This is a genomic window from Sphaerisporangium sp. NPDC088356 (assembly GCF_040685555.1).
Classification (GTDB): domain Bacteria; phylum Actinomycetota; class Actinomycetes; order Streptosporangiales; family Streptosporangiaceae; genus Sphaerisporangium.
This window is the reverse complement of record NZ_JBFBIK010000050.1, coordinates 31713-51372: the sequence shown is the minus strand read 5'-3', so window position 1 is coordinate 51372 and position 19660 is coordinate 31713. Positions and strand designations below refer to the sequence as shown.

19 protein-coding genes are annotated in these 19660 nt (G+C 68.7%); 10 read left to right on the top strand and 9 right to left on the bottom strand.

What is annotated here, in order from left to right:
• Positions 1–278: 278 nt before the first annotated feature.
• The 5 genes from AB0O34_RS19865 to AB0O34_RS19845 form a co-directional block, all read right to left on the bottom strand.
• On the bottom strand, positions 279–1835 hold the full coding sequence (locus AB0O34_RS19865) for an FAD-dependent monooxygenase (protein ID WP_363917215.1): 1557 nt from the start codon (positions 1833–1835) through the stop codon (positions 279–281).
• 84 nt (positions 1836–1919) lie between these two features.
• On the bottom strand, positions 1920–2549 hold the full coding sequence (locus AB0O34_RS19860) for a TetR family transcriptional regulator (RefSeq protein WP_363917213.1): 630 nt from the start codon (positions 2547–2549) through the stop codon (positions 1920–1922).
• Positions 2550–2837: 288 nt separating this feature from the next.
• Positions 2838–3659 carry an alpha/beta hydrolase gene (locus AB0O34_RS19855; protein WP_363917211.1) on the bottom strand — a complete coding sequence of 274 codons (822 nt, stop codon included), beginning with the start codon at positions 3657–3659 and terminating at the stop codon, positions 2838–2840.
• A 19-nt stretch (positions 3660–3678) separates the two neighbouring features.
• Positions 3679–4248 (bottom strand): DJ-1/PfpI family protein, encoded by a 570-nt coding sequence (locus tag AB0O34_RS19850; RefSeq protein ID WP_363917209.1) that lies wholly within the window; start codon positions 4246–4248, stop codon positions 3679–3681.
• Positions 4249–4335: 87 nt separating this feature from the next.
• Positions 4336–5079 carry a GntR family transcriptional regulator gene (locus tag AB0O34_RS19845; RefSeq protein WP_363917207.1) on the bottom strand — a complete coding sequence of 248 codons (744 nt, stop codon included), beginning with the start codon at positions 5077–5079 and terminating at the stop codon, positions 4336–4338.
• Between the two features lie 441 nt (positions 5080–5520).
• Here AB0O34_RS19845 and AB0O34_RS19840 point away from each other — a divergent pair, with 441 nt between their 5' ends.
• The 9 genes from AB0O34_RS19840 (at position 5521) to AB0O34_RS19800 (ending at position 14363) form a co-directional block, all read left to right on the top strand.
• Positions 5521–6903 carry an extracellular solute-binding protein gene (locus tag AB0O34_RS19840; protein ID WP_363917205.1) on the top strand — a complete coding sequence of 461 codons (1383 nt, stop codon included), beginning with the start codon at positions 5521–5523 and terminating at the stop codon, positions 6901–6903.
• Entirely contained in the window at positions 6900–7850 is a 951-nt protein-coding gene (locus AB0O34_RS19835) for a sugar ABC transporter permease (RefSeq protein WP_363917203.1), read from the top strand. Before AB0O34_RS19840 ends, AB0O34_RS19835 begins: the two co-directional genes overlap by 4 nt.
• Complete coding sequence (locus tag AB0O34_RS19830) at positions 7850–8761, top strand: carbohydrate ABC transporter permease (RefSeq protein ID WP_363917201.1); 912 nt, start codon at positions 7850–7852, stop codon at positions 8759–8761. The genes AB0O34_RS19835 and AB0O34_RS19830 overlap by 1 nt, the downstream gene beginning before the upstream one ends.
• Positions 8761–9828, top strand: a complete 1068-nt coding sequence (locus AB0O34_RS19825; RefSeq protein WP_363917199.1) for an ATP-binding cassette domain-containing protein — start codon at positions 8761–8763, stop codon at positions 9826–9828. Before AB0O34_RS19830 ends, AB0O34_RS19825 begins: the two co-directional genes overlap by 1 nt.
• Positions 9828–10904: an ABC transporter ATP-binding protein gene (locus AB0O34_RS19820; protein WP_363917197.1), complete on the top strand. Its 1077-nt coding sequence runs from the start codon at positions 9828–9830 to the stop codon at positions 10902–10904. The genes AB0O34_RS19825 and AB0O34_RS19820 overlap by 1 nt, the downstream gene beginning before the upstream one ends.
• Before the next feature lie 35 nt (positions 10905–10939).
• Complete coding sequence (locus tag AB0O34_RS19815; protein ID WP_363917195.1) at positions 10940–11104, top strand: FAD-linked oxidase C-terminal domain-containing protein; 165 nt, start codon at positions 10940–10942, stop codon at positions 11102–11104.
• A gap of 76 nt (positions 11105–11180) precedes the next feature.
• Entirely contained in the window at positions 11181–12641 is a 1461-nt protein-coding gene (locus tag AB0O34_RS19810; RefSeq protein ID WP_363917193.1) for an NAD-dependent succinate-semialdehyde dehydrogenase, read from the top strand.
• Positions 12638–13126, top strand: a complete 489-nt coding sequence (locus tag AB0O34_RS19805; RefSeq protein ID WP_363917191.1) for an Ldh family oxidoreductase — start codon at positions 12638–12640, stop codon at positions 13124–13126. The genes AB0O34_RS19810 and AB0O34_RS19805 overlap by 4 nt, the downstream gene beginning before the upstream one ends.
• A 1-nt stretch (position 13127) precedes the next feature.
• Positions 13128–14363 (top strand): iron-containing alcohol dehydrogenase, encoded by a 1236-nt coding sequence (locus AB0O34_RS19800; RefSeq protein ID WP_363917189.1) that lies wholly within the window; start codon positions 13128–13130, stop codon positions 14361–14363.
• 234 nt (positions 14364–14597) lie between these two features.
• On the opposite strand, the gene AB0O34_RS19795 is transcribed toward AB0O34_RS19800, so the two are convergent.
• From AB0O34_RS19795 to AB0O34_RS19785, 3 genes are all read right to left on the bottom strand, one after another.
• On the bottom strand, positions 14598–15602 hold the full coding sequence (locus AB0O34_RS19795; RefSeq protein WP_363917187.1) for a MerR family transcriptional regulator: 1005 nt from the start codon (positions 15600–15602) through the stop codon (positions 14598–14600).
• A gap of 6 nt (positions 15603–15608) precedes the next feature.
• The gene (locus tag AB0O34_RS19790) at positions 15609–16271 is read right to left on the bottom strand and encodes a HEAT repeat domain-containing protein (RefSeq protein ID WP_363917227.1); all 663 of its coding nucleotides are present in this window, start codon (positions 16269–16271) and stop codon (positions 15609–15611) included.
• A 381-nt stretch (positions 16272–16652) separates the two neighbouring features.
• A complete protein-coding gene (locus AB0O34_RS19785; RefSeq protein ID WP_363917185.1) occupies positions 16653–17531 on the bottom strand; it encodes a helix-turn-helix transcriptional regulator in 879 nt (292 codons plus the stop codon).
• A 103-nt stretch (positions 17532–17634) separates the two neighbouring features.
• Between AB0O34_RS19785 and AB0O34_RS19780 the strand changes: the two genes are divergently transcribed.
• On the top strand, positions 17635–18330 hold the full coding sequence (locus AB0O34_RS19780; protein ID WP_363917183.1) for an SDR family NAD(P)-dependent oxidoreductase: 696 nt from the start codon (positions 17635–17637) through the stop codon (positions 18328–18330).
• 294 nt (positions 18331–18624) lie between these two features.
• Here the strand turns inward: AB0O34_RS19780 and AB0O34_RS19775 are convergent, their stop codons facing one another.
• A complete protein-coding gene (locus AB0O34_RS19775) occupies positions 18625–19563 on the bottom strand; it encodes an NADP-dependent oxidoreductase (protein WP_363917181.1) in 939 nt (312 codons plus the stop codon).
• Positions 19564–19660 lie beyond the last annotated feature (97 nt).

Sequence of the window (19660 nt, the reverse complement as noted above, 5' to 3'; positions counted from 1 at the left end):
TCGCCGCGGCGTACGCGAAAGGCTGGGAGCTGGACGCGAAGACGGCCATGACCACAGCTGACCCGGCCTCGGGGATGTACGGCACCGTCAAGAGGTTGCTCGACCACCGGAGCCGCCCGCCCCACTCTGACCAGTAGCTCTTTCACTCTGCGGCCCGTCTCTGCCGTATTCCGTTGGCACCCGACGATGGCAGCCTGACCGGTGAGCGGATGGTGATCGGTCTGGCCGCCACCCTCAGCGGCCGGGCGGGCGATCCGGGCGGGGCGGGCGCGGTGTTGTCAGCCGGCCGCGCCGAACCACCGCGCCAGGGCGGCGCGCAGGGCGTCCCGTTCGTGAGAGTCCGGGCGGGGGGAGGCCGAGGCCCAGGCGACGTAGCCGTCCGGGCGCAGTAGCAGGGCGGTGGCCGGGGGAGCGGAGTCCTGGGCGCGGGCGGTGATGGCGTCCACCCGGTCGTGCCACGCGGCCGATTCCTTGGCCGGGGATGCGTCCTCGGTCAGATCCAGCAGCAGCGGCCGGGCGGTCGTGGTGAGCCCGGCGAGCCGGACGTGGCCGTTCCCGGTGTCCAGCAGCAGGTCGGGAGCCCACCTGCCGACCAGCGGGTGAGCGTCATCGGCCCCCATGTCGTAGCGGATGTCCGCGCCGGCCACCATGTCGGCGATGCGCTGGACGTTGCGCCGGTCGGCCAGCAGTTCCATGAACAGCTCGCGCAATGCGGTGACCTCGCCGCCTGGGGCGATGAGCGCGGACTGCGCCTGGGTGTGCATGACCACACGCTGAGCGGCCGGTCGTCGTTCGGTCTCGTAGCTGTCCAGCAGTCCGGGCGGGGCCCAGCCGTGGATCTCGGCGGCGATCTTCCATCCGAGGTTGACCGTGTCCTGCAGGCCCAGGTTGAGCCCGGGTCCGCCGATCGCGGAGTGGACGTGGGCCGCGTCGCCGACGAGTAGTACCCGGCGGTCGCGGAATCGGCCGGCCAGCCGGGTGTTGCCGCCGGTCAGCCGGCGCAGGAGGTGCGGGCCCGGACTTTCGGGCGGGCTGATCGGCAGGTCGGCTCCGAGCACGCGCTGCGCGCTTTCCCGCAGTTCGTCCACGGTCAGCGGCGGCCGGTCGCCGGTCTGGGCCGGGTCCCATTCGGTGGTGCTCAGCAGGGGCGGGCCGGAGGGGAACGGCGCGAACACGAACAGCCCGCGTTCGGTGCGGTGGTGCATGAACGGCGGGATGGTCCCGTAGCCGGGCACGTTGAGCCCGCCGGTGGCCGGGTCGATCAAGGCGGCCGGGACGGTGACGTGCGCGGTGCGGGAGACCGTGCTGTCGGTGGTGACGCCGGGGAAGTCGATGCCGGACAGCTTGCGCGTCAGGCTGCGCCCTCCGTCGGCGCCGACCAGGTAGCGGGTGCGCAGCCGGTAGGGGCCGGTGGTCCCGTTGACCTCGGCGGTGACCCCGTCGTCGTCCTGTGACAGTCCGGTGAGCTCGTGGCCTCGGCGGATCTCGACGCCGAGCTCGGTGGCGCGTTCCTCCAGCACCTGCTCGACGCGGCGCTGCGGCACCGGCAGTCCGTACAGGGGGTTGTCGTCCAGCGTGCTGAGATCCAGCGGCAGCGCGCCGAACACGAAAGACGGTCCTGGACGGGGTGGTTGCGGGCCGCCGCTGAGGCGTTCGTACAGTCCCCGCCGGTCGAGCATGCGCACGACCTGGCCGACCAGGCCGTTGGCCCGGTTCTCCTCGGTGCGTTCGGGCAGGCGTTCCAGCACCACCGGCCGTACTCCGGCCAAGCTCAGCTCGCAGGCCAGCATCAGCCCGTTCGGGCCGCCTCCGGCGATGACGACGTCGGCAGACATGGCAGTCCTCCTTGCGATCGGGGGAAAAGGGCATGGCGGATCGATCCGGCCACGCCGGATTTCTCGGATGTGTTGGCGGGCGGGTTACGGGACGGGAAGCCCCGCGGCGAGCTGGCGGAGGGCGTCGCTCAGCAGCGCCATGATCGGGACAGGCGGGTCGGCGCGCATCCACTGCTCCATGACCACGGCGATGGCCGCCCCGACCGCGCCCGCCACCAGCCGCGGGTACAGGTCATGGGTGACGTCGGTGCCCGTGCGCTCGGCGACCGCCGCGGCGAGCTCGGCCTCGGCGATTGCGCCGGCCTTGAAGAACTCGCCCTGCAGCGCCGGCTCGGCGAGCATCAGGCGGAGCCCGGCGACCCACTGCTGGTCGGGCGTGTGCTTCCCGTCGCCTTCCTGGCCGAGCGCGAACCGCGCCAGCGCCGCGTCGGTGATGGCCTCCCACAGCGGCTTGGACGCGGGCTGGGCGCGCAGCTCCGCCGCGATCCACCGGGCTCGATCGAGGTGCCGGGCGGCGATCGCCTCGCCCTTGCTGGAGAAGTAGTTGTTGAAGGTGCGGGGGGAGACGCCGACTTCCGCGGCGATGTCCTCCACGCGGACGTTCTCCAGCCCGCGCTCGACGGCGAGACGGATGGCCGCCCAGCTCAACGCGATGCGGGTCTCCTGCTTCTTGCGCTCCCGCAGCCCTACGCGTTCGCCGTCTTCGGTGCCCATGCCGACCACTCTACCCGTTTTTGCGTGTCACGCAAAAATTCTTATCACGCAAAATATTTTGGGCGGACGCGTCGACTAACGTGCGCGACGGGCGGCCTGCGCGACCGCTGCCCGGACACACTGGCCCGGGGAACTGCGCGCGGGCGATGGAGCGGACGATTCGAGCGATGGACCTCGGCCACTGCCTCGTCATGGCTCGGGTCTCGGGGGAGGGCGCTAGCTTCTGCGCGGATCACGCCTGCTTCATGCTGATCTGCTTGAGCACGGGCTGCGGACCTGTCGCAGCAATTAGTGACCTCGTTCCCGGCCGAGGAAGCACGACAGGAGTCGCCTGAAGTCGTGCGGGTGCTCGAGCGCCGGCACGTGCCCGCATCGGCCGAGCACGTACAGACGGACATCGGCCAGGTGTTCGAGCAGGGGCAGGGCTGCCGTCCCGAGCGGGGTGACTCGGTCCTCGGCGCCGTGGACGAGCAGCACGGGCGCGCGGACCCCTGCCAGCGTTTGCGCCGAGAGGGTGAGATCGTCGGCCCAACGTGCCCTAGGTGGAGGGAACAACGACGCGAATGCGGCCGCCCCCGCTCGCATCGCAGCTGCACGGGCGGCGACGGCCGATTCGGTCACGAGCGCTTGGTCGAGGACGAGGCGACTCAACATGTCTCGTGCCCCGAGCGGGCCGGCGGGGGCGGCCCAGACCGCGTCGAGCTCGGCGGACAGCGGCGCCCCGGGGGCGCCCATCGTCGAGACCGCCACGACACGGGTGACCTGCTCGGGACGTGCGGCCGCCAACGCCAGCGCCACGGCACCGCCCATGGAGTGACCCACCACGGCGTAGTGCTCGACACCGAGAGCATCCATCAGGCCCGCGGCCTGCTCCGTCCACAGCCGGAGCCCACCCCTGGAGCCCGCCGGGATTGGTGTACGGCCGAACCCCGCCTGGTCAGGAGCCACCAGGTGCCAGGACGTGCCCAGCGCCTGTGCCGTCGTTGCCCAGGCGCCGGATCCGGTCGTACCGGGTCCGGAGCCGTGCAGCATCAGCACCGCGGGCCCGGTGCCGCTCTCCAGGACGTGGACGGGGGAGCCGTCGACTGTGACGGTCCGAAGTGCCGTCACCGAGACAGGCCAGGTGTGCTCATGCCGATGCGGAGTTGATGGACTTCGAGAAGACCTCCATCATCGCCCTGCCGAATTGCGGCATGTCGGGCCACCCCCGGCAGGAGACGAGGTTGCCGTCCACGACGTCGGGAGCGTCGATGACCGTCGCGCCCGCGTTCTCCATGTCACCGGTGATGGGGGGGAAGCACGCCGTCTTTCGACCCTTCAGCAGCCCGTACACAGCCGGCACCTGCGCGCCGTGGCACACCAGCGCGATCGGGAGGTTGCGCGCGAAGAAGTGCTCGGTGATGCGCCTGACGTCGGCGTCGACCCGGATCCACTCGGGGGCACGTCCCCCAGGGATGATGAGGGCGTCATAGAGCTCGACGTCGACCTCGGCCCAGGGCACGTCGACCGGCAACTTTCGGCCGTTCTTCTCCACGTAGGCGTCGGAGTTGGGGTCGAACTCGTGGATGACCAGCTGAACGTCACGCATCGTCCGTGACGAGACGTCAACGTCCCAGCCGCCCTCCTGCACGCGATAGTAGGGATACATGGTGTCGAGCTCCTCGGCGGCGTCGCCGGTCAGGAGCAGCGCTCTGGGCACCTGCTTCTCCTCGCATCTGGGGCGGGTGAGGTGGATCCGATCCAATCCGATCTGGTTGAGTTAGCATTCCTCGGCCCAGCCCGCCCGTCAAGCCTTTACCGCCATTCCGTCAGCGCCCTTGACCTCGTCGAACAATCGTCGGAATCGGTCGCCGGACAGCAGGATGTGCCGACGCATGGCGTAGGCGGCGGCGTCGGGGTCACGCGCGGCGATCGCGGCCAGAACTTCTTCGTGCTCGGCCATGGCCAAGTGAGTGACCTGGGTGTCGTGGAGAAGCCGGAACAGGTGCACGTGTGTGTGCAGGCGAGCGAGCGCTTCGCGGATGACCTGGTTCTCGGCGCTCAGGGCGACGAGATCGTGAAAAGCGGCGTCGCGTAGCCCGAAGGCGCCGTAGGCCATGGGCCCGTTGCCCCCCTCCAGCTCCGCCATCTCCTCCAGCATTCGTCGCAGACCGGCCACCTGCTCCGAGGATGCGCGTTCGGCGGATCTGCGCGCCGCTGCCGGCTCGAGGAGCAGGCGGAGCTCAAGCATGTCCTCGAATCGGTGACGGGTGATTTGGGGGGGAATGCGATAGCCAGCATGGGGCACACGCACGACCAGGCCCTCGGCCTCCATGCGGTTGAGAGCGTCTCGGATCGGCGTCTGCGAGACCCCCAGCTCTCGCGCCAGGACGTCGATCGTGACGCGGGAGCCAGGCTCGATCCGTAGCGACATCAGCTGTCCGAGCAGCGTGTCGTACACCTCGTCGGCAAGCCGGCCGCGAGATCTTCCCGGCGGCGTTCCACCCGTCATGGCCCCACGGCGCCGCGCGCTCATCGCTTCGTCGTCCATCTTGACGTGAGGTCCTTTCTTACGTCTTCGGGAACCTGTTGACATCGGTCGCAACGCTGCGGGATATTGACGCCCCCATTCGGATCGTATAGGAAAGGTGGCGGATGCCAGCCATCCTTCACCCATCGCGGAACCGCCCGCCATCGCTCCGCTTCGATCAGTTGGAGCTCCTATGAGCTTGCTCTACGTCCTAATCGATTCGCCACCGGGCCGATAAGGACCGAAGGACTTCTCGACTGCTTGAAGCCCCATTACGTCGCGGCGTACTCGTGACGCCGGTCTGCGGGTCAGCCCCTGCGACAGCCGGCAACACGCCTGAACAACCCCCCAGCACCTGCTCGGCGAAGCACGCAGCAAGGCTCCAGAGGTCCCCCCCAGAAAGCAGGCAAGAAGATGCGGTATCCAAGGCGAATAGGACGACTGTCCGTTCCCGGTCGAAAGGTGCAGCTGGCGACGGCGGCCATGTTGGTGGCCACGACCGTGGCGGCGTGCGGCGGCGGCCAGGACGACGGCGCGAAGGCGAGCGCCCCCAAGGCACCGGCGACCATCCCGGAGCTCACCAAGGACCCGCTGACCCTCAGCTTCATCTGGTTCGACTGGCCCCCCGCCCACGCGCTGGAAGCCTTCGCGAACGCGGAGTACACCAAGGAGCGGTCGAACGTGACCGTCAAGGTCAAGACCGTGCCGAACGCGAACTGGCACGACGCGATGTTCACCCAGTTCGCAGCGCACAAGACCGACTTCGACATCCCGATCCTGGACTCGCAACACATCGGCGAGGCCGTGACGAACGGCAACATCCTCGACCTCACCGACTTCGTCAAGAAGAACATCGACGTCAAGGCCTACAACCCGTACCTCCTGGCGGCCTACGGCCAGTTCCCCCAGGCCGAGACCGGGAAGCGCGACGAAAACGCCAGCCTGTACGGACTGCCGCTGCTCGGCGACACCTGGACGATGATCTACCGCAAGGACCTGATCGGCGACAAGCCACCGCAGACCTGGGACGAGATGATCTCAGTCGCCGAGAAGTGCCAGGCGGACCACCCTGGCGTCAGCGGGCTGGCTTTCCACCAGGCCAACGGCTCCGACGCCGCGGCCGTAACCTACAACACGGTCAACGGCGTCTACGGCGGCAACCTCTGGGACGCCAAGACGCGCAAGATCGACGGCGTCCTCAACGACGCTGCGGGCCAGGAGGCGATGGACGTCCTGGTCAACAAGATGAAGCCGCTGACCGCCAAGGGCTCCGGCAACTGGTTCATCGACGAGGTGAACGCGGCGGTCGCCCAGGGCAAGGCATGCATCGCGTTCAACTGGATCGCCGCGAGCGGCGGCCTGCTTGACCCGAAGCAGTCGACGCTCGGCACCACGCGGGAGCAGATTCTCGACAAGCTGGGTTTTGCCCCCCTGCCGAGCCAGAAGACGAACCTGGTGCCTCTCGGCGGCATGGGGATGCACGTGTCGGCCTACTCGCCCAAGGCGAACCAGGCGGAGGCCCTGAACTTCATGAAGTGGTTCGAGCAGGCCGACATCCAGAAGAAGTGGGCAGCGGCTGGTGGCGTGCCGGCGCGTACGGACGCCCTGGAGTCGCCCGAGTTCCTCAACGCCGGGCCGTTCAACAAGGTGTACACCGACTCGGTTCCGCGGATGCGGGACATGTGGAACGTGCCCGAGTACGCGCGCCTCATCGACATTGAGAACACCAACGTGAACGCGGCTCTCAACGGCGCGAAGAAGCCGAAGGACGCGCTCGACGACATCGCCAAGGAGCAGCAGAGCGTGCTCGACTCCGGCAGCCGCAAGGGCGGCGGCGGACTGTGAGTGAGCCCGCCCCTCTGACGACCGACCACCCCGGGCAGGCGGCGTCCGCGACGCCGCCTGCACCGGGCTGGTCCCGCCGCTTGAGCGACCGCGGGCTCGCCGTGACCTTCATCTCCCCCGCGCTGCTGCTGTTGCTGGCGATGTCGGTGTTCCCGTTGCTGTGGGCGTTGTACCTGTCTTTCACCGACTACTCGGCGACCCGCGGGGGGCCGGCCCATTTCGTCGGGTTCGAGAACTACACCGCCATCCTGACTTCGGCGCAGGTCCACCTGAGGGCCTTGACGACGTTGATCTACGTGGTCGGCGCGGTCGCTTTGCAGACCGTGCTGGGTTTCGCCATCGCCTACCTGATCTCACGGCGCACGCACGGGCGAGGACTGCTGACCACTCTGTTCCTGGTTCCGATGATGCTGTCGCCGGTCGTGGTCGGGCTGTTCTGGCGATTCATGCTCGACGCGCAGTTCGGCGTGGTCAACAGCATGCTCGGCTCGCTCGGCCTGGGGCAGGTGGAGTGGCTCACCCGGCAGCGAACGGCACTGATCTCCCTGATCGTGGTCGACACCTGGCAATGGACGCCGTTCATCATGCTCATCGCACTCGCGGGCCTTACCGCGGTCCCCAAGTACTTGTACGAGGCCGCCTCGATCGACCGGGCGTCCGAGTGGTTCCGGTTCCGCACCATCACTCTGCCGCTGGTGTGGCCGCTGCTCCTCATCGCCGTGTTGTTCAGGGCCATCGAGGCCTTCCGGCTGTTCGACCTGGTCTACATCCTCACCAGCGGAGGTCCGGGGGTCTCCACCGAGACGTTGTCGTTCCACGTCTACAAGGTCGCGTTCCTGGGCTTCAACACCGGAACCGCCTCGGCGTACGGGATCCTCATGGTCCTCGTCGTCATCGTCCTTGCGCAGCTCTACCTGCGCTACTTGAACAAGCTCAAGGAGGACTGATGGCCGTCTCCGTCGACGAGGCCGTGTCCACAGGTCCTGGCCGGGATCACACGCCCCCCGCGCGCCGCTTCGGCGGCCGGGGCCGCTCCGTGCTGGAGGTCGCGCTGCTGACCGTGCTGGCCGTCGTGATGCTCTTTCCGGTGCTGTGGATGATCGAGACGTCCATCAAGGAGAACCGGGACGTCTACGCCATCCCGGCCAAGTTCTTCGACTTCAAGGTCACCTTGGACCATTTCAAGGACGTGTTCGCCGCCTCCGGCGGCGGTCGCTCGGCCTTGTCCGTCTCGTTCCTCAACTCCGTCGTGGTCGCCGGGGTCTCCACGGCGCTGGCCACCGTGCTGGGGGTCCCGGCGGCCTGGGCCTACTCACGCTTCGCCGTGAAGGCCGAGAAGGACCAGCTGTTCTTCATCCTGTCCACCCGCTTCATGCCGCCCGTGGTGGTCGTGATCCCGATCTTCCTCATGTACCGCCAAGTCGGGCTCATCGACTCCAAGCTCGGCCTGATCCTCATCTACGCCGCGTTCAACGTCCCGTTCACGATCTGGATGATGAAGGGGTTCGTCGACGAGGTGCCCGCAGAGTACGAGGATGCCGCCATGCTCGACGGCTACACCCGCCTGCAGGCGTTCTGGAAATTCACCCTTCCCCTGCTCCTGCCCGGAATCGCCGCGACGGCGGTCTTCGCACTCATCTTCTCGTGGAACGAGTTCGTGTTCGCCATCTTCCTCACCTCCAGCGACAGCGTGCGGACGGCCCCACCCGCCATCGCCGGCCTCATCGGTGGAACCACTGTGGACTGGGGTCTCGTGGCCGCCGCCTCCGTAGTGTTCGCCCTACCGGTGCTGGTCTTCGCCTACCTGGTACGCAAGCACCTCATCGCCGGTGTGACGCTCGGGGCGGTGCGACGCTGATGGCGGGCATCGAGGTGACCGCCCTGCACAAGCGCTACCCGGACGGGACGGTCGCAGTTGACCACGTGGACCTGTCCATCGGCGACGGCGAGCTGTTCGTGATGCTCGGCCCTTCGGGTTGCGGCAAGACGACCACGCTGCGGGCCATAGCCGGCCTGGAGAGGCAGACGACGGGCGACATCCGCATCGGCGACACGCTGGTCAACGACCTGCCGCCCGCCGAGCGCGACATCGCCATGGTGTTCCAGTTCTACGCTCTCTACCCGCATCTGAGAACCCGCGACAACCTGGCGTTCCCACTGCGGGCCGAGGGACTGCCCAAGGCGGAGGTGCGCGAGCGGGTCGAGGAGGCCGCCCGGCTGATGCGGCTTGGTCCGCTCCTGGACCGGCGACCGAACCGGCTGTCCGGCGGGGAGCAGCAGCGCGTCGCGCTTGCTCGCGCCCTGGTGCGACGACCGCGCGCATTCCTCATGGACGAACCTCTCACCAATCTGGACGCGGAGCTGAGGGCGGACATGCGCACGGAGATCAAGCACCTGCAGGGGGAGCTGGGGACGACGATGGTCTACGTCACCCACGACCAAGTCGAGGCGATGTCGCTCGGTCACAGAATCGCCATCCTCAACAAGGGCCGCGTCGAGCAGATCGGCACGCCGCTGGAAGTCTACGACCGTCCGGCGAGTCTTTTCTGCGCCGCGTTCATCGGCTCCCCGCCGATGAACCTGATCGAGGTGGAGGTGGCCGACGGGCAGCTGCGCAGTAAGAGCGGACTGGTCCTCACGCCACCGCCAGGCCTGCCGCGCGACCGTTCCCTGGTCGCGGGCGTCCGGCCGGAGGCGCTGGAAGTCACAGAACCAGGGGCGGAAGGTTCGGTCCCGGCCCGCGTGGTCTCGGCGGAGTGGCTGGGCGACGAGATCATCTACGTGGTCGACCACGGCGGCCAGCGCGACGTACGGGTTCGGATGCCACCGACTGTCCGTTTCGCCGCTGACGCACCGGTCGGGCTACGGCACACCGGCGGGGCCCCGGCGGTCTACGACGTGAGCACGGAAGAGCTGGTGGCCTGATGGGAACCGTGGCAGTGCACGGGCTGTGCAAGTCCTTCGGTAAAGTCCAGGCCCTGGACGGGGTGACGCTGGACGTGCCGGACGGCTCGTTCTTCGTCGTCCTCGGGCCCTCCGGGGCAGGCAAGACGACGACCCTGCGAGCGATCGCCGGCCTTGAGAAGCTTGACGCCGGGTCGGTGCACCTGGACGGGAGGGACGCGACCGGTGACGCCCCGGCCGCACGCGACCTGGCCATGGTCTTCCAGAGCTACGCCCTCTACCCGCGACACACGGCGTACGAGAACATCGCTTCGCCGCTGCGGGCACGCCGCTGTTCTTCGAGCGAGGTCGCCGCTGCCGTCGAGCAGATGTCGAGCCTGCTGCACATCGAACGTCTGCTGCAGCGTCGTCCCGCGCAGTTGTCGGGCGGTGAGATGCAGCGTGTCGCCCTGGCCCGGGCGCTGGTCCGGCGCCCGCGCGCGTTTCTCATGGACGAGCCGCTGACGAACCTCGACCTCAAGCTCCGCGTCGAGATGCGCACCGAGCTCACCCGCATCCACCGGAGCCTCGGGGGAACCTTCGTCTACGTGACCAACGACCAGGTCGAGGCCCTGTCCATGGCCGACCAGGTCGCGGTCCTCAAGGATGGGAAGGTGCAACAGGTCGGAACGCCGACCGAGGTGTACGAGCGTCCAGCCAACCAGTGGGTCGCAGGCTTCGTCGGGAGCCCGCCGATCAGCCTGCTCGCCTGCCACGCCGAGGGGGATCGTCTGGTCGGGGCGGAAGGCTGGACGCTGCCGCGGCCCCGCTGGACCACAGCTGAGGACGGTCGTCCGCTGCTGCTGGGCCTGCGCGCAGAGGACCTGTCCGTCGAGCAGCGTGGGAACGCGTCGTTGTCGGGTGAGCTCTACGGCCTTGAGCCGCTCGGTGACCGAACGGTGGTCGACGTCCGAGTGGGGACGGAGATCCTCAAGGTCAAGGCACGACCCACCCTCACCGGTACGCCGGGCGAGCGGCTGCTTGTCACGGTCGACCTGGACCGTGCGCACCTGTTCGATGCCGGCACCGGGCTGGCGCTGTCCGAGGCCGGGAGGTAACCGCGCAGGGCGGCGACGTCAACATGCGCCCGCACGTGGCAATCGGGCCTCGGCGGACCGTCACCGGTGAGCACGGCCTGACGACGCTGAAGCAGCCATGGCCCGAGAAGGCGATCGGTGGCGCGGGGCGTCGCCCTGCAGCCAGGGCCAAGGCCACGTTCGACCCGCTCGGCAACCTCGACCCCGGCGATGTCGTGTGACCCGTTCGTCAACGCGCGTGGCGCGATCGCTGAGGTCACGCTGGACATCACCAAGAACATCACAGGAGGCGACGCAATGAGTGACCCGATGAACGTCCTGGCCCCCGAGCACCGGCGGCTCCGGATTGGCGACGCCTGGCGCGACGCCGCCAGCGGAGCCACCTTTGTCGTCGAGGACCCGGCCACCGGCAAGACCATCGCCGAGGTGGCGGACGCCGACGTCGTTGACGGGCTCGCCGCTCTGGACGTGGCGAGCAAGGCAATGGCGCAGTGGGCGGCGACCCCGCCGCGAAAACGGTCAGAGTTGTTGGCCGCGACGTACCGGGCACTGACCGAGCGATCCGAGGAGGTCGCCCGGCTGATAACGCTCGAGATGGGCAAGCCGCTCGCCGAGGCTCGGGCAGAGGTGGCCTACGGCGCCGAGTTCTTCCGGTGGTTCGCCGAGGAGGCGGTGCGCGTCGAGGGGCGCTACAACACCGCTCCCGCTGGTGGATATCGCATCCTCACGGTGCCGAAGCCGGTCGGACCGTGCGTCTTCGTGACGCCCTGGAACTTTCCGTTGGCCATGGGTGCCCGCAAGATCGCTCCTGCGCTGGCGGCGGGCTGCACGACGATCACCAAGCCAGCAGCCCAGACGCCACTCACCATGCTGTTCCTGGCCCGCATCATGGAGGAGGTCGGCGTTCCCCCGGGCGTCGTCAACGTCGTGACAACCAAGCGTGCCGGCGAGGTGGTCTCAGCACTGCTAGCCGACCGCCGGACCCGCAAGCTTTCGTTCACCGGGTCGACCGAGGTCGGGCGCGTGCTGCTACGACAGGCGGCGGACAACGTGCTGCGCACCTCCATGGAACTGGGCGGCAACGCGGCCTTGATCGTGTGTGCCGACGCGGACCTGGACGTCGCGCTCGACGGTGCCATGGTGGCCAAGATGCGCAACATCGGGGAGTCCTGCATCGCGGCCAACCGAATCTACGTCGAGGAGCCGGTGCGCGAGGAGTTCACGGCGCGCTTCGCCAAGCGGATGGGCGCGCTCTCGGTGGGCCATGGTCTCGACGACGGCGTGGACGTCGGGGCGTTGATCGACGAGGCCTCGGTCACCAAGATCGACGAGCTCGTCGCCGATGCGGTCGATCGCGGCGCCCGTGTCTTGGTGGGCGGCGAGCGTCCGGATGGGCCGGGCCACTTCTACCCGCCTACGGTCCTCGTCGACGTGCCCGAAGACGCGCGGATGCTGGAGGCGGAAATCTTCGGCCCGGTGGCGCCGATCATCTCGTTCACTTCCGACGACGAGGTAATGGCGAAGGCCAACGACACCGAGCACGGCCTGGTCGGATACGTCTTCACCCGTGACCTGCAGCGGGCGCTCCGGTTCACCGAGGGGCTACAGACGGGGATGGTCGGCGTCAACCGTGGTCTGATCTCGGACCCGTCGGCTCCGTTCGGAGGCGTGAAGCAGTCCGGGATCGGCAAGGAGGGGTCGCACGAGGGCATCCTTGAGTACCTCGACGTCACCTACGCGGCGATCGACCTACCGTGACCGGCCTGCTGCTCCGGGTGCCCGCCGAGGATCACCGCGCCCTGTGCACACATGACCTGACCGGCCTCCACCCGTGGGGCGGGACCCGGGCCATGGTCGGCACGAATCCGCTGGCACCCGGGGACGCCGTCGACTCCGCCGGTGTGCGCGCCACAGACGCGGCGGCGGCGGTGGATGGGGCGATCAGCCCTTTCGGCGGTCCCAAAGGCTACGCCCTCAGGCTCATGATCGAGGTGCTGGTCGCGACCTTGACTCGTACCGCCCTTGGCGACGATGTCCGCGGGACCCTCGACCCGACCGACCCGCCCACCAAGGGCGACGTCTTCATCGCGATGGACCCGAGGGCGCCCGGGCACGACCGAGTCTGGGAGCCCGGCGCGCGCCTGCGCCACCCGGCAGCCAACCTTGCCGACGCCGTCCCGGTCTCGCAGGTGACCTGGACGTCCGCCCAGCAAATCACCGCCGACGTTCCAGAGAGGCACTGACATGCTTGAGACCGTCCGCGGACCACGCCAGCTGATAGTGGGCGAAGGGGTCGCGCAGAACATCCCACGAGTGGTGGCCGAGTGTGGCTCGCGAGTCCTCATCGTGACCGACCGGGTTCTTCTGGGGCAGCCGGGCGTGGCCGAGATCGTGGCCGCCGTGCGGGAGAAGGTCGCAGTCGTCGGGGTGTTCGCCGACGCGACTCCGGAGGTGCCACTCGCCGATGTCGCCCTGGCCGTCTCGGTCGCCGCAGAGGTGGACGCCGACGTAATCCTCGCCATCGGGGGTGGCACGGTGATCGACCTCGCCAAAATCGTCGGCGTCATCCGGCGCCACGGTGGGACGCCGCGCGACTTCTACGGCGAGTCGAAGGTGCCGGGGCCGACGATTCCTCTCGTCGCGGTCCCGACGACGTCAGGCACCGGCTCCGAGCTCACGCCCGTCTCGGTGTTGACCGACCCGGACCGCGAGCTGAAGGTGGGGGTCTCCAGCGTCCACATCGTGCCCGACTTCGCCATCGTCGACCCCGAGCTCACCTACACCTGCCCTGCGACCGTCACTGCCCACTCCGGCATCGACGCGTTTTGTCACGCGGTGGAGAGCTACACCGCGCGACCCCGGGCCCACGGACCGCGCGACCCGGTGGAGCAGGTCTTCCTCGGCCGCAACCCGATCACCGATCACTACGCGCTCCTGGCCGCGGAGCGGATCGCCCGCAGCTTGCCCCATGTCGTCAGGGACGGAGGCGACAAGGACGCGCGCGCGGACATGTCCTATGGGTCCATGCTAGCCGGGCTCGCATTTTCCCACGCAGGCAACGCGGCTCCGCACGCCCTCCAGTACCCCATCGGCGCAGCCACCCACACGCCGCACGGCCTGGGCGTCGGGCTGCTGCTGCCCTACGCGCTGGACGCGGCCAGGGATGCCATCGGCGACCGGTTGGCCATCCTCGCCGGGGTGTGCGGGCTCGACGTGACCGACGCCTCGGATGCCGAGGCCGCAGATACGTTCCTCACCTGGCTCGACGGGCTCCTTGCCGACATCGGCATCCCTGCCACCTTGGCGGACATCGGCGTGGCACGCGCCGACCTCCCGCGCTTCGCGGAGATGGCCAGTGGCGTCACCCGCTTGATCCAGAACCATCCAGGCCCGACCGACACCGCCAGCCTGACCGCGATCCTCGAAGCGGCCTGGACCGGGGACCGGACCCGACACGTCCTGACTCCGGAGCAGACATAGTGACGGGCCTTTCACATGACGACGAGTTCCCTGCCCCACCCTGGGTATCGGGATTGTCAGAACCGAAACAACTCCTCCCGGCCGATCTCCGGGAACCCCCGTAGACGCTCCAGCTCCTCATCCGCAAACACCCGCGTCGCCACGAACGACCTCCAGCCAGGCCCCACAGACCACCAGCAAAGAAGCCATTCAGCCATATCCGCCCGATTTACGGCGAGTACTACGGCGACCCCGTCATGGTGCGTCGCGTATCCCGAGAATGTATGTCGCGGTAAGCGCGACGGCACGGTCTTCGTCATGTGACAGATCCGCGAGGGCTCGTGACGCTGTGGTTCCCGGGATGTCCGCGAGCGCCTGTGTCAGCCGTCGACGTGCAGACGATTCAACGGTGCCGTGGGCGAGGCGATCAACGAGCCTGGTGGCGATCTGATCCGCCAACGCGGGACGACTCGCCAGCGCGCTCAGGGCGTCGGCCGCGTCGACGTCATTCGTCCCCTCGACGACGATATCGATGAGCGTCGGGACCGCGTCGGCCACTCCACGTGCCCCGAGCGCCAGAGCCGCATACCTGCGGACCACGATGTCGGGGTTCGCGAGGGCGTCCCGCAGCAGTGTGGTCGCCCCACCGTTCGGAATCTCGGCGATGGACTGGACGGCACGTTCGCGCACCTCGGCTACTGGTGAGCCGAGGCCCTCCGCCAGCAGCGCCAGGCCGTCATCGCCCGATTGCGCCAAAGCCCAGCGAAGGGCTCCGGCGACGTTCGGGTCCGTCTCGCTCAGCGCTGCCTCGACCAGTGCTTCCACTGGCACCGGAACCTCTTCGACTGAGGACAAGGCCGCGCGCTGGCGCTTGCCGGCGTTCTTTGACCCCAACGCCTGCAGGAGTGCGACGATCTGTAGGACGTCCTCCCAGCCGGCGGGTTCCGCGGCACCGATCCGACGCAGTCGCGTGAGCAACTCCGTCTCAGCCGCAACGCGTTCTCGCGTCTGGCGGATGAGGTCGTCGACGAGCTCCGAGGGCGTGAACCCGGGATCATCGAGCGCGCGCCTGACGTCACGCAGCGACAGCCCCAAGGACCGCAGGCTCTCGATATGGAAGATCCGCCGGATGTCCTCGCTGGAGTACTCCCGATAGCCGGCGTCGGTACGACCCGTCGGCCGCACCAGGCCGAGCGAGTCATAATGCCTGAGCATGCGAGCGCTGACCCCGGACCGTCGTGCTACATCACCGATCAACACTGCCTATCACTCCTCCTTGCTGGTGCTGCCGAGGGCTACGACGCGCTTGGCCTCCTCGATCGCGAATTCGAATCCGGCATCAGGGTCGCGCGACAGCCGTTCCGTGGCGATCGCGTGCGCGCGCACGCGCGGGTCGAGATCCGTCATCGCGGCGCGCACCGTTGGCACAATCACCTCACCGAGCGCGATCAGCGCCCGGCTGAGGCTCAGCTGCGTCTGACGTCCGCCGCGCCCGAGCTGTGTCGACAACACCGCGGCCAACTCGGGCTCTTCACCTTCGGGCACGAGCACGACCGCTGCCCGCCAAGCGCTCCGCGCCACCTCATCGTCGGCGTCGGACAGAAGCGCCCGTGTGATCGCCGGCCACGCTTGCCGATCCCCGATCTTGGACAGCGTGTGCAGCGCCTGGCTTCGTGCCTGCGCACGCTCCGAGCGGAGTTCATTGAGAAGCTCTGGGACCGTCATTGATGCTGGGTGGCGGGTGAGTGCCCACGTCAGCATGTCGCGCACGTAGAATTCGGGTTCGATCGCGCACCGTTCGATGAGCTTGTCGATGAACCGCGGGTCAGGGGTCGTGCCGGCCGCCATCGCCGCCCGCAGCCGCACTGACGAGCGGCTGTCCTCCAGCCCCTGGAAAGCTCGAATCGTATCCGTGTCCTGTTTCGGCATGGTCATCGGGACCACCTCCTTGGCAACAGTGAAGACCTTGTCACTGTGTCAAGGTCAAGAGAGGTCACGCCACGAGATCACCAGGCACCCTCTGTGCCCATGAACACATCTGGCGCTCCGCGCCGGCGTCGACATCGTCGTCGTCGCCGAGCTACTCGGCCACGCCCGCCTCGACACCTTGCCCACCCACGCCGACCTCGAAGACGCGGTTGGGCATCTGCCAACCGACCAATAGTGCCCCCCTGAGCTGGGCGAACTCAATCGCGTGTACCTGGTGACACCACTCTTACCGACACCCCAACCCTCCCGAAGTACGCACTAGAGGTGCCGCAGGACGCCCAGGGAGCTCAAGGGTTATTCGTTAAACGACGCGGCCGTGTGTCAGGTGCGCTTCTGGCTCGTCATCGGCTGGGTCCCGACCACGTTCAGCAGCTCGAACTGGTCAGCGGTCGCGGTGCCGGGCGGCGCCGAGTAGACGACGATGCGCAGGTCAGACCCCGGCACGGTGAGGACATCGCAGTCCACGGTCACCCCACCCACGTCCGGGTGGTGCACGACCTTGGTGTCCCCAGTGCCGTACCTGCCGACCGCGTGCGTGGCCCAGAGCTCGCGGAAGCGCTCGCTGTGCTCCCGAAGGTCATCGACGAGCATGCGCAGCCGCCCGTCCTCCGGGTAGGCGGCGAGGGAGGACCGCAGGTCCGACACCAGCGCCGCCTCGAACCGGGCCAGTTCGCCGGGCAGGTGGGCGACGCGTGAGGGGGCGCCGGCGAAATGGCGCCATATGACGTTGCGGTCGCGGCCGCGCAGCAGCGACGGGTCGCCGGTCAGCGCGCCCCACAGCGGGTTCCACGTGAGGAGTGTCCAGGACGCGTCGTAGACGCTGAGCGGGGTGCGCGCCAGTTGGTCGCACAGGCGCTGCACGCTGGGCGGTATGTGCTGCGAGACCTGTCCTGCGCCGGGCGGGCGCCGGCCCGCGAGCAGGTACAGGTGATCGCGTTCGGACACCGATAGGCGCAGTGCGCGGGACAAGGCGGCCAGTACCTGGGCCGACGGGGAGGTGGCCCGGCCGCGTTCGAGGCGTACCACGTAGTCGACTGACAGCCCGGCCAGCTGGGCGAGTTCCTCGCGGCGCAGGCCTGGCGCGCGCCGCACCCCGCCCGACGGCAGCCCGGCATCCCCGGGCGGCAGCCGGTCCCTCCAGTGGCGCAGGGCCGCGCCCAGGTCGGCGCGGTCCGTGGGTCCGGTGGGTGCACTGGTCATGCCGCCTATTGTCCGCCACTTCCGGCAAAACAGCCTGGTACAGGCGGTCCCCCCGTCGAAGGGTGCTCTGTCTGTCCCGGCGTCACCGGACCATGGTGGCTGCATGACCATCACAGTGATCACCGGCGCCAACAAGGGCCTCGGCCGCGAGACCGCCCGGCGACTCATCGAACTGGGACACACCGTCTACGTGAGTGGCCGGGACGCGGAGCGAACCAAGCGGGCCGCCGCCGACCTCGGCGCACGCCCCCTGCTCCTCGACGTCACCGAGGAGGCGTCGGTGCGTGCCGCGGCCGCGACCGTACGTGAGGAGGCCGGCCGGGTCGACGTCCTCGTCAACAACGCGGGCGTCTCCGTGCCCCGCGCCACAGCGGAGGACCTGACCGCGGATGTACTGCGGGCGATGTACGAGCCGAACGTCTTCGGACCTGTACGAGTAACCAGCGCGTTCCTGCCGCTGCTCGCAGCCGCGTCGCACCCGGTCGTTGTCAACGTGAGCAGCGGGCTCGGCTCACTCGCCATCAACGAAGACCCTTCGCGTGCGCCCGACTACGTGCCGGCGCCGGCGTACGCGTCGTCGAAGGCGGCGCTGAACATGCTCACCATCCACTACGCCAAGGCCCTGCCCGGAATCCGGTTCAACGCCGTGGACCCCGGCTACACGGCCACCGACCTGAACGGTCACCGCGGGCGGCAGACGGTGGAGGAGGGGGCGCGAGTCATCGTCGCGGCGGCGACTGCGCCTCCGGGTACCCCAACCGGCACCTTCACGAACATGGCGGGCAGGGTGCCATGGTAGGCCGGTAGCACCGTCAGCCGGTCGAGCGGCTGTCAGCATGGCGTCGACTGGTCGAGCCGAAGCCTGTACCAACCGCTACCTACCGTCACACAATGTAGATCAAAGTTGCGCTATGCGATCGAGCGGAGTCGGCGTTAACCACGTCCGGAAGACCGCAACGGGCAGGGGTTCACTGACCTCGGGAGAACCCCGTTAACGCCGGATTCCGTGCCAAATCTCTCTGGGCCATCTTGGGAATCCGCCGAGCGGTGACGGCGCTTTCGGGAGTCATGTGCAGCCCTCCGCGAGGATCGGTCAGCCGAACCGCAGGACGAACCGCCCGCGAACGCCGCGCCGTTCGAGCGAGCGATGCGCGTCGGCGGCTCGGGAGGCTGGCAGTTCGCCGGCCACGCGGACGGTGAGCCGTCCTTCACCGGCGAGTTCGGCGAGCCGGTCGAGCTCGGCGGCGGCCTCGACGTAGTCGCGGACGAAGATCGGGGCGACGCGGACCCGGTCGGTCCCGTCGCCCTGGTAACCGCGGACGGTGACCACGGTGCCGCCGTCCTTGACGGCAGGGAGCACGGCGGCCTCCAGCACGGCGGCGTCGACGAGCCCGTCGAAGCCGCCCGGGTGGTGGCGGCGGACCATTGCGGCGAAGTCGTCCCCCCGCGGCACGACCTCGTCGGCTCCGCACTCGCGGATGAAGGTCTCGTCCTGCCGGGCGGCGTCGGCGACGACGACGACCAGCCCGGCCTGCTTGGCGAGCTGGACGAAGTACCCACCGACGGTGCCGGCGGCGCCGGTGACGGCGACCGTCGCGCCGGCCGGGAGCGCCAGCGTGTCGAGTGCGAGCCGGGCGGTGAGCCCGTTCATCGGGATGGTGGCGGCCTGAACGTCCGAGAGCCCGGCCGGGATCTTCGCGACCGAGCGTGCCGACATGACGAGGTCTGCCCGGTAGCCGCCGTGCGCACCTGAGGGCACCACGATGGCCATGACGGCGTCCCCGATCGCGAACGGGCGGTCGACGGCGGGTCCGATCTCGGTGATCACACCGGCGACCTCCATGCCCGGCACCCGCACCGCGTCCGCCTCATCCTGCCGCGGACGAGAACGGATCATCGCGTCGGTCGGGTTCACCGTGGCGCTGGTCACCCGGATCCTGACCTGACCGGGACCGATCGGTTGGGCCGCCAGGTCGAACTCGCCGAGAGCGTCCGGTCCGCCTGGCTGCGTCACTCCGATCGCTTGAACCATGGTCGTTCGTCACTCCTCATTCGTTGCCGCCTGGGTGGCGATGGGCAGGGCCGACCGCGCCGCTGACGAGTCGCGGCGTGTGCTCGACCCGGTTCGG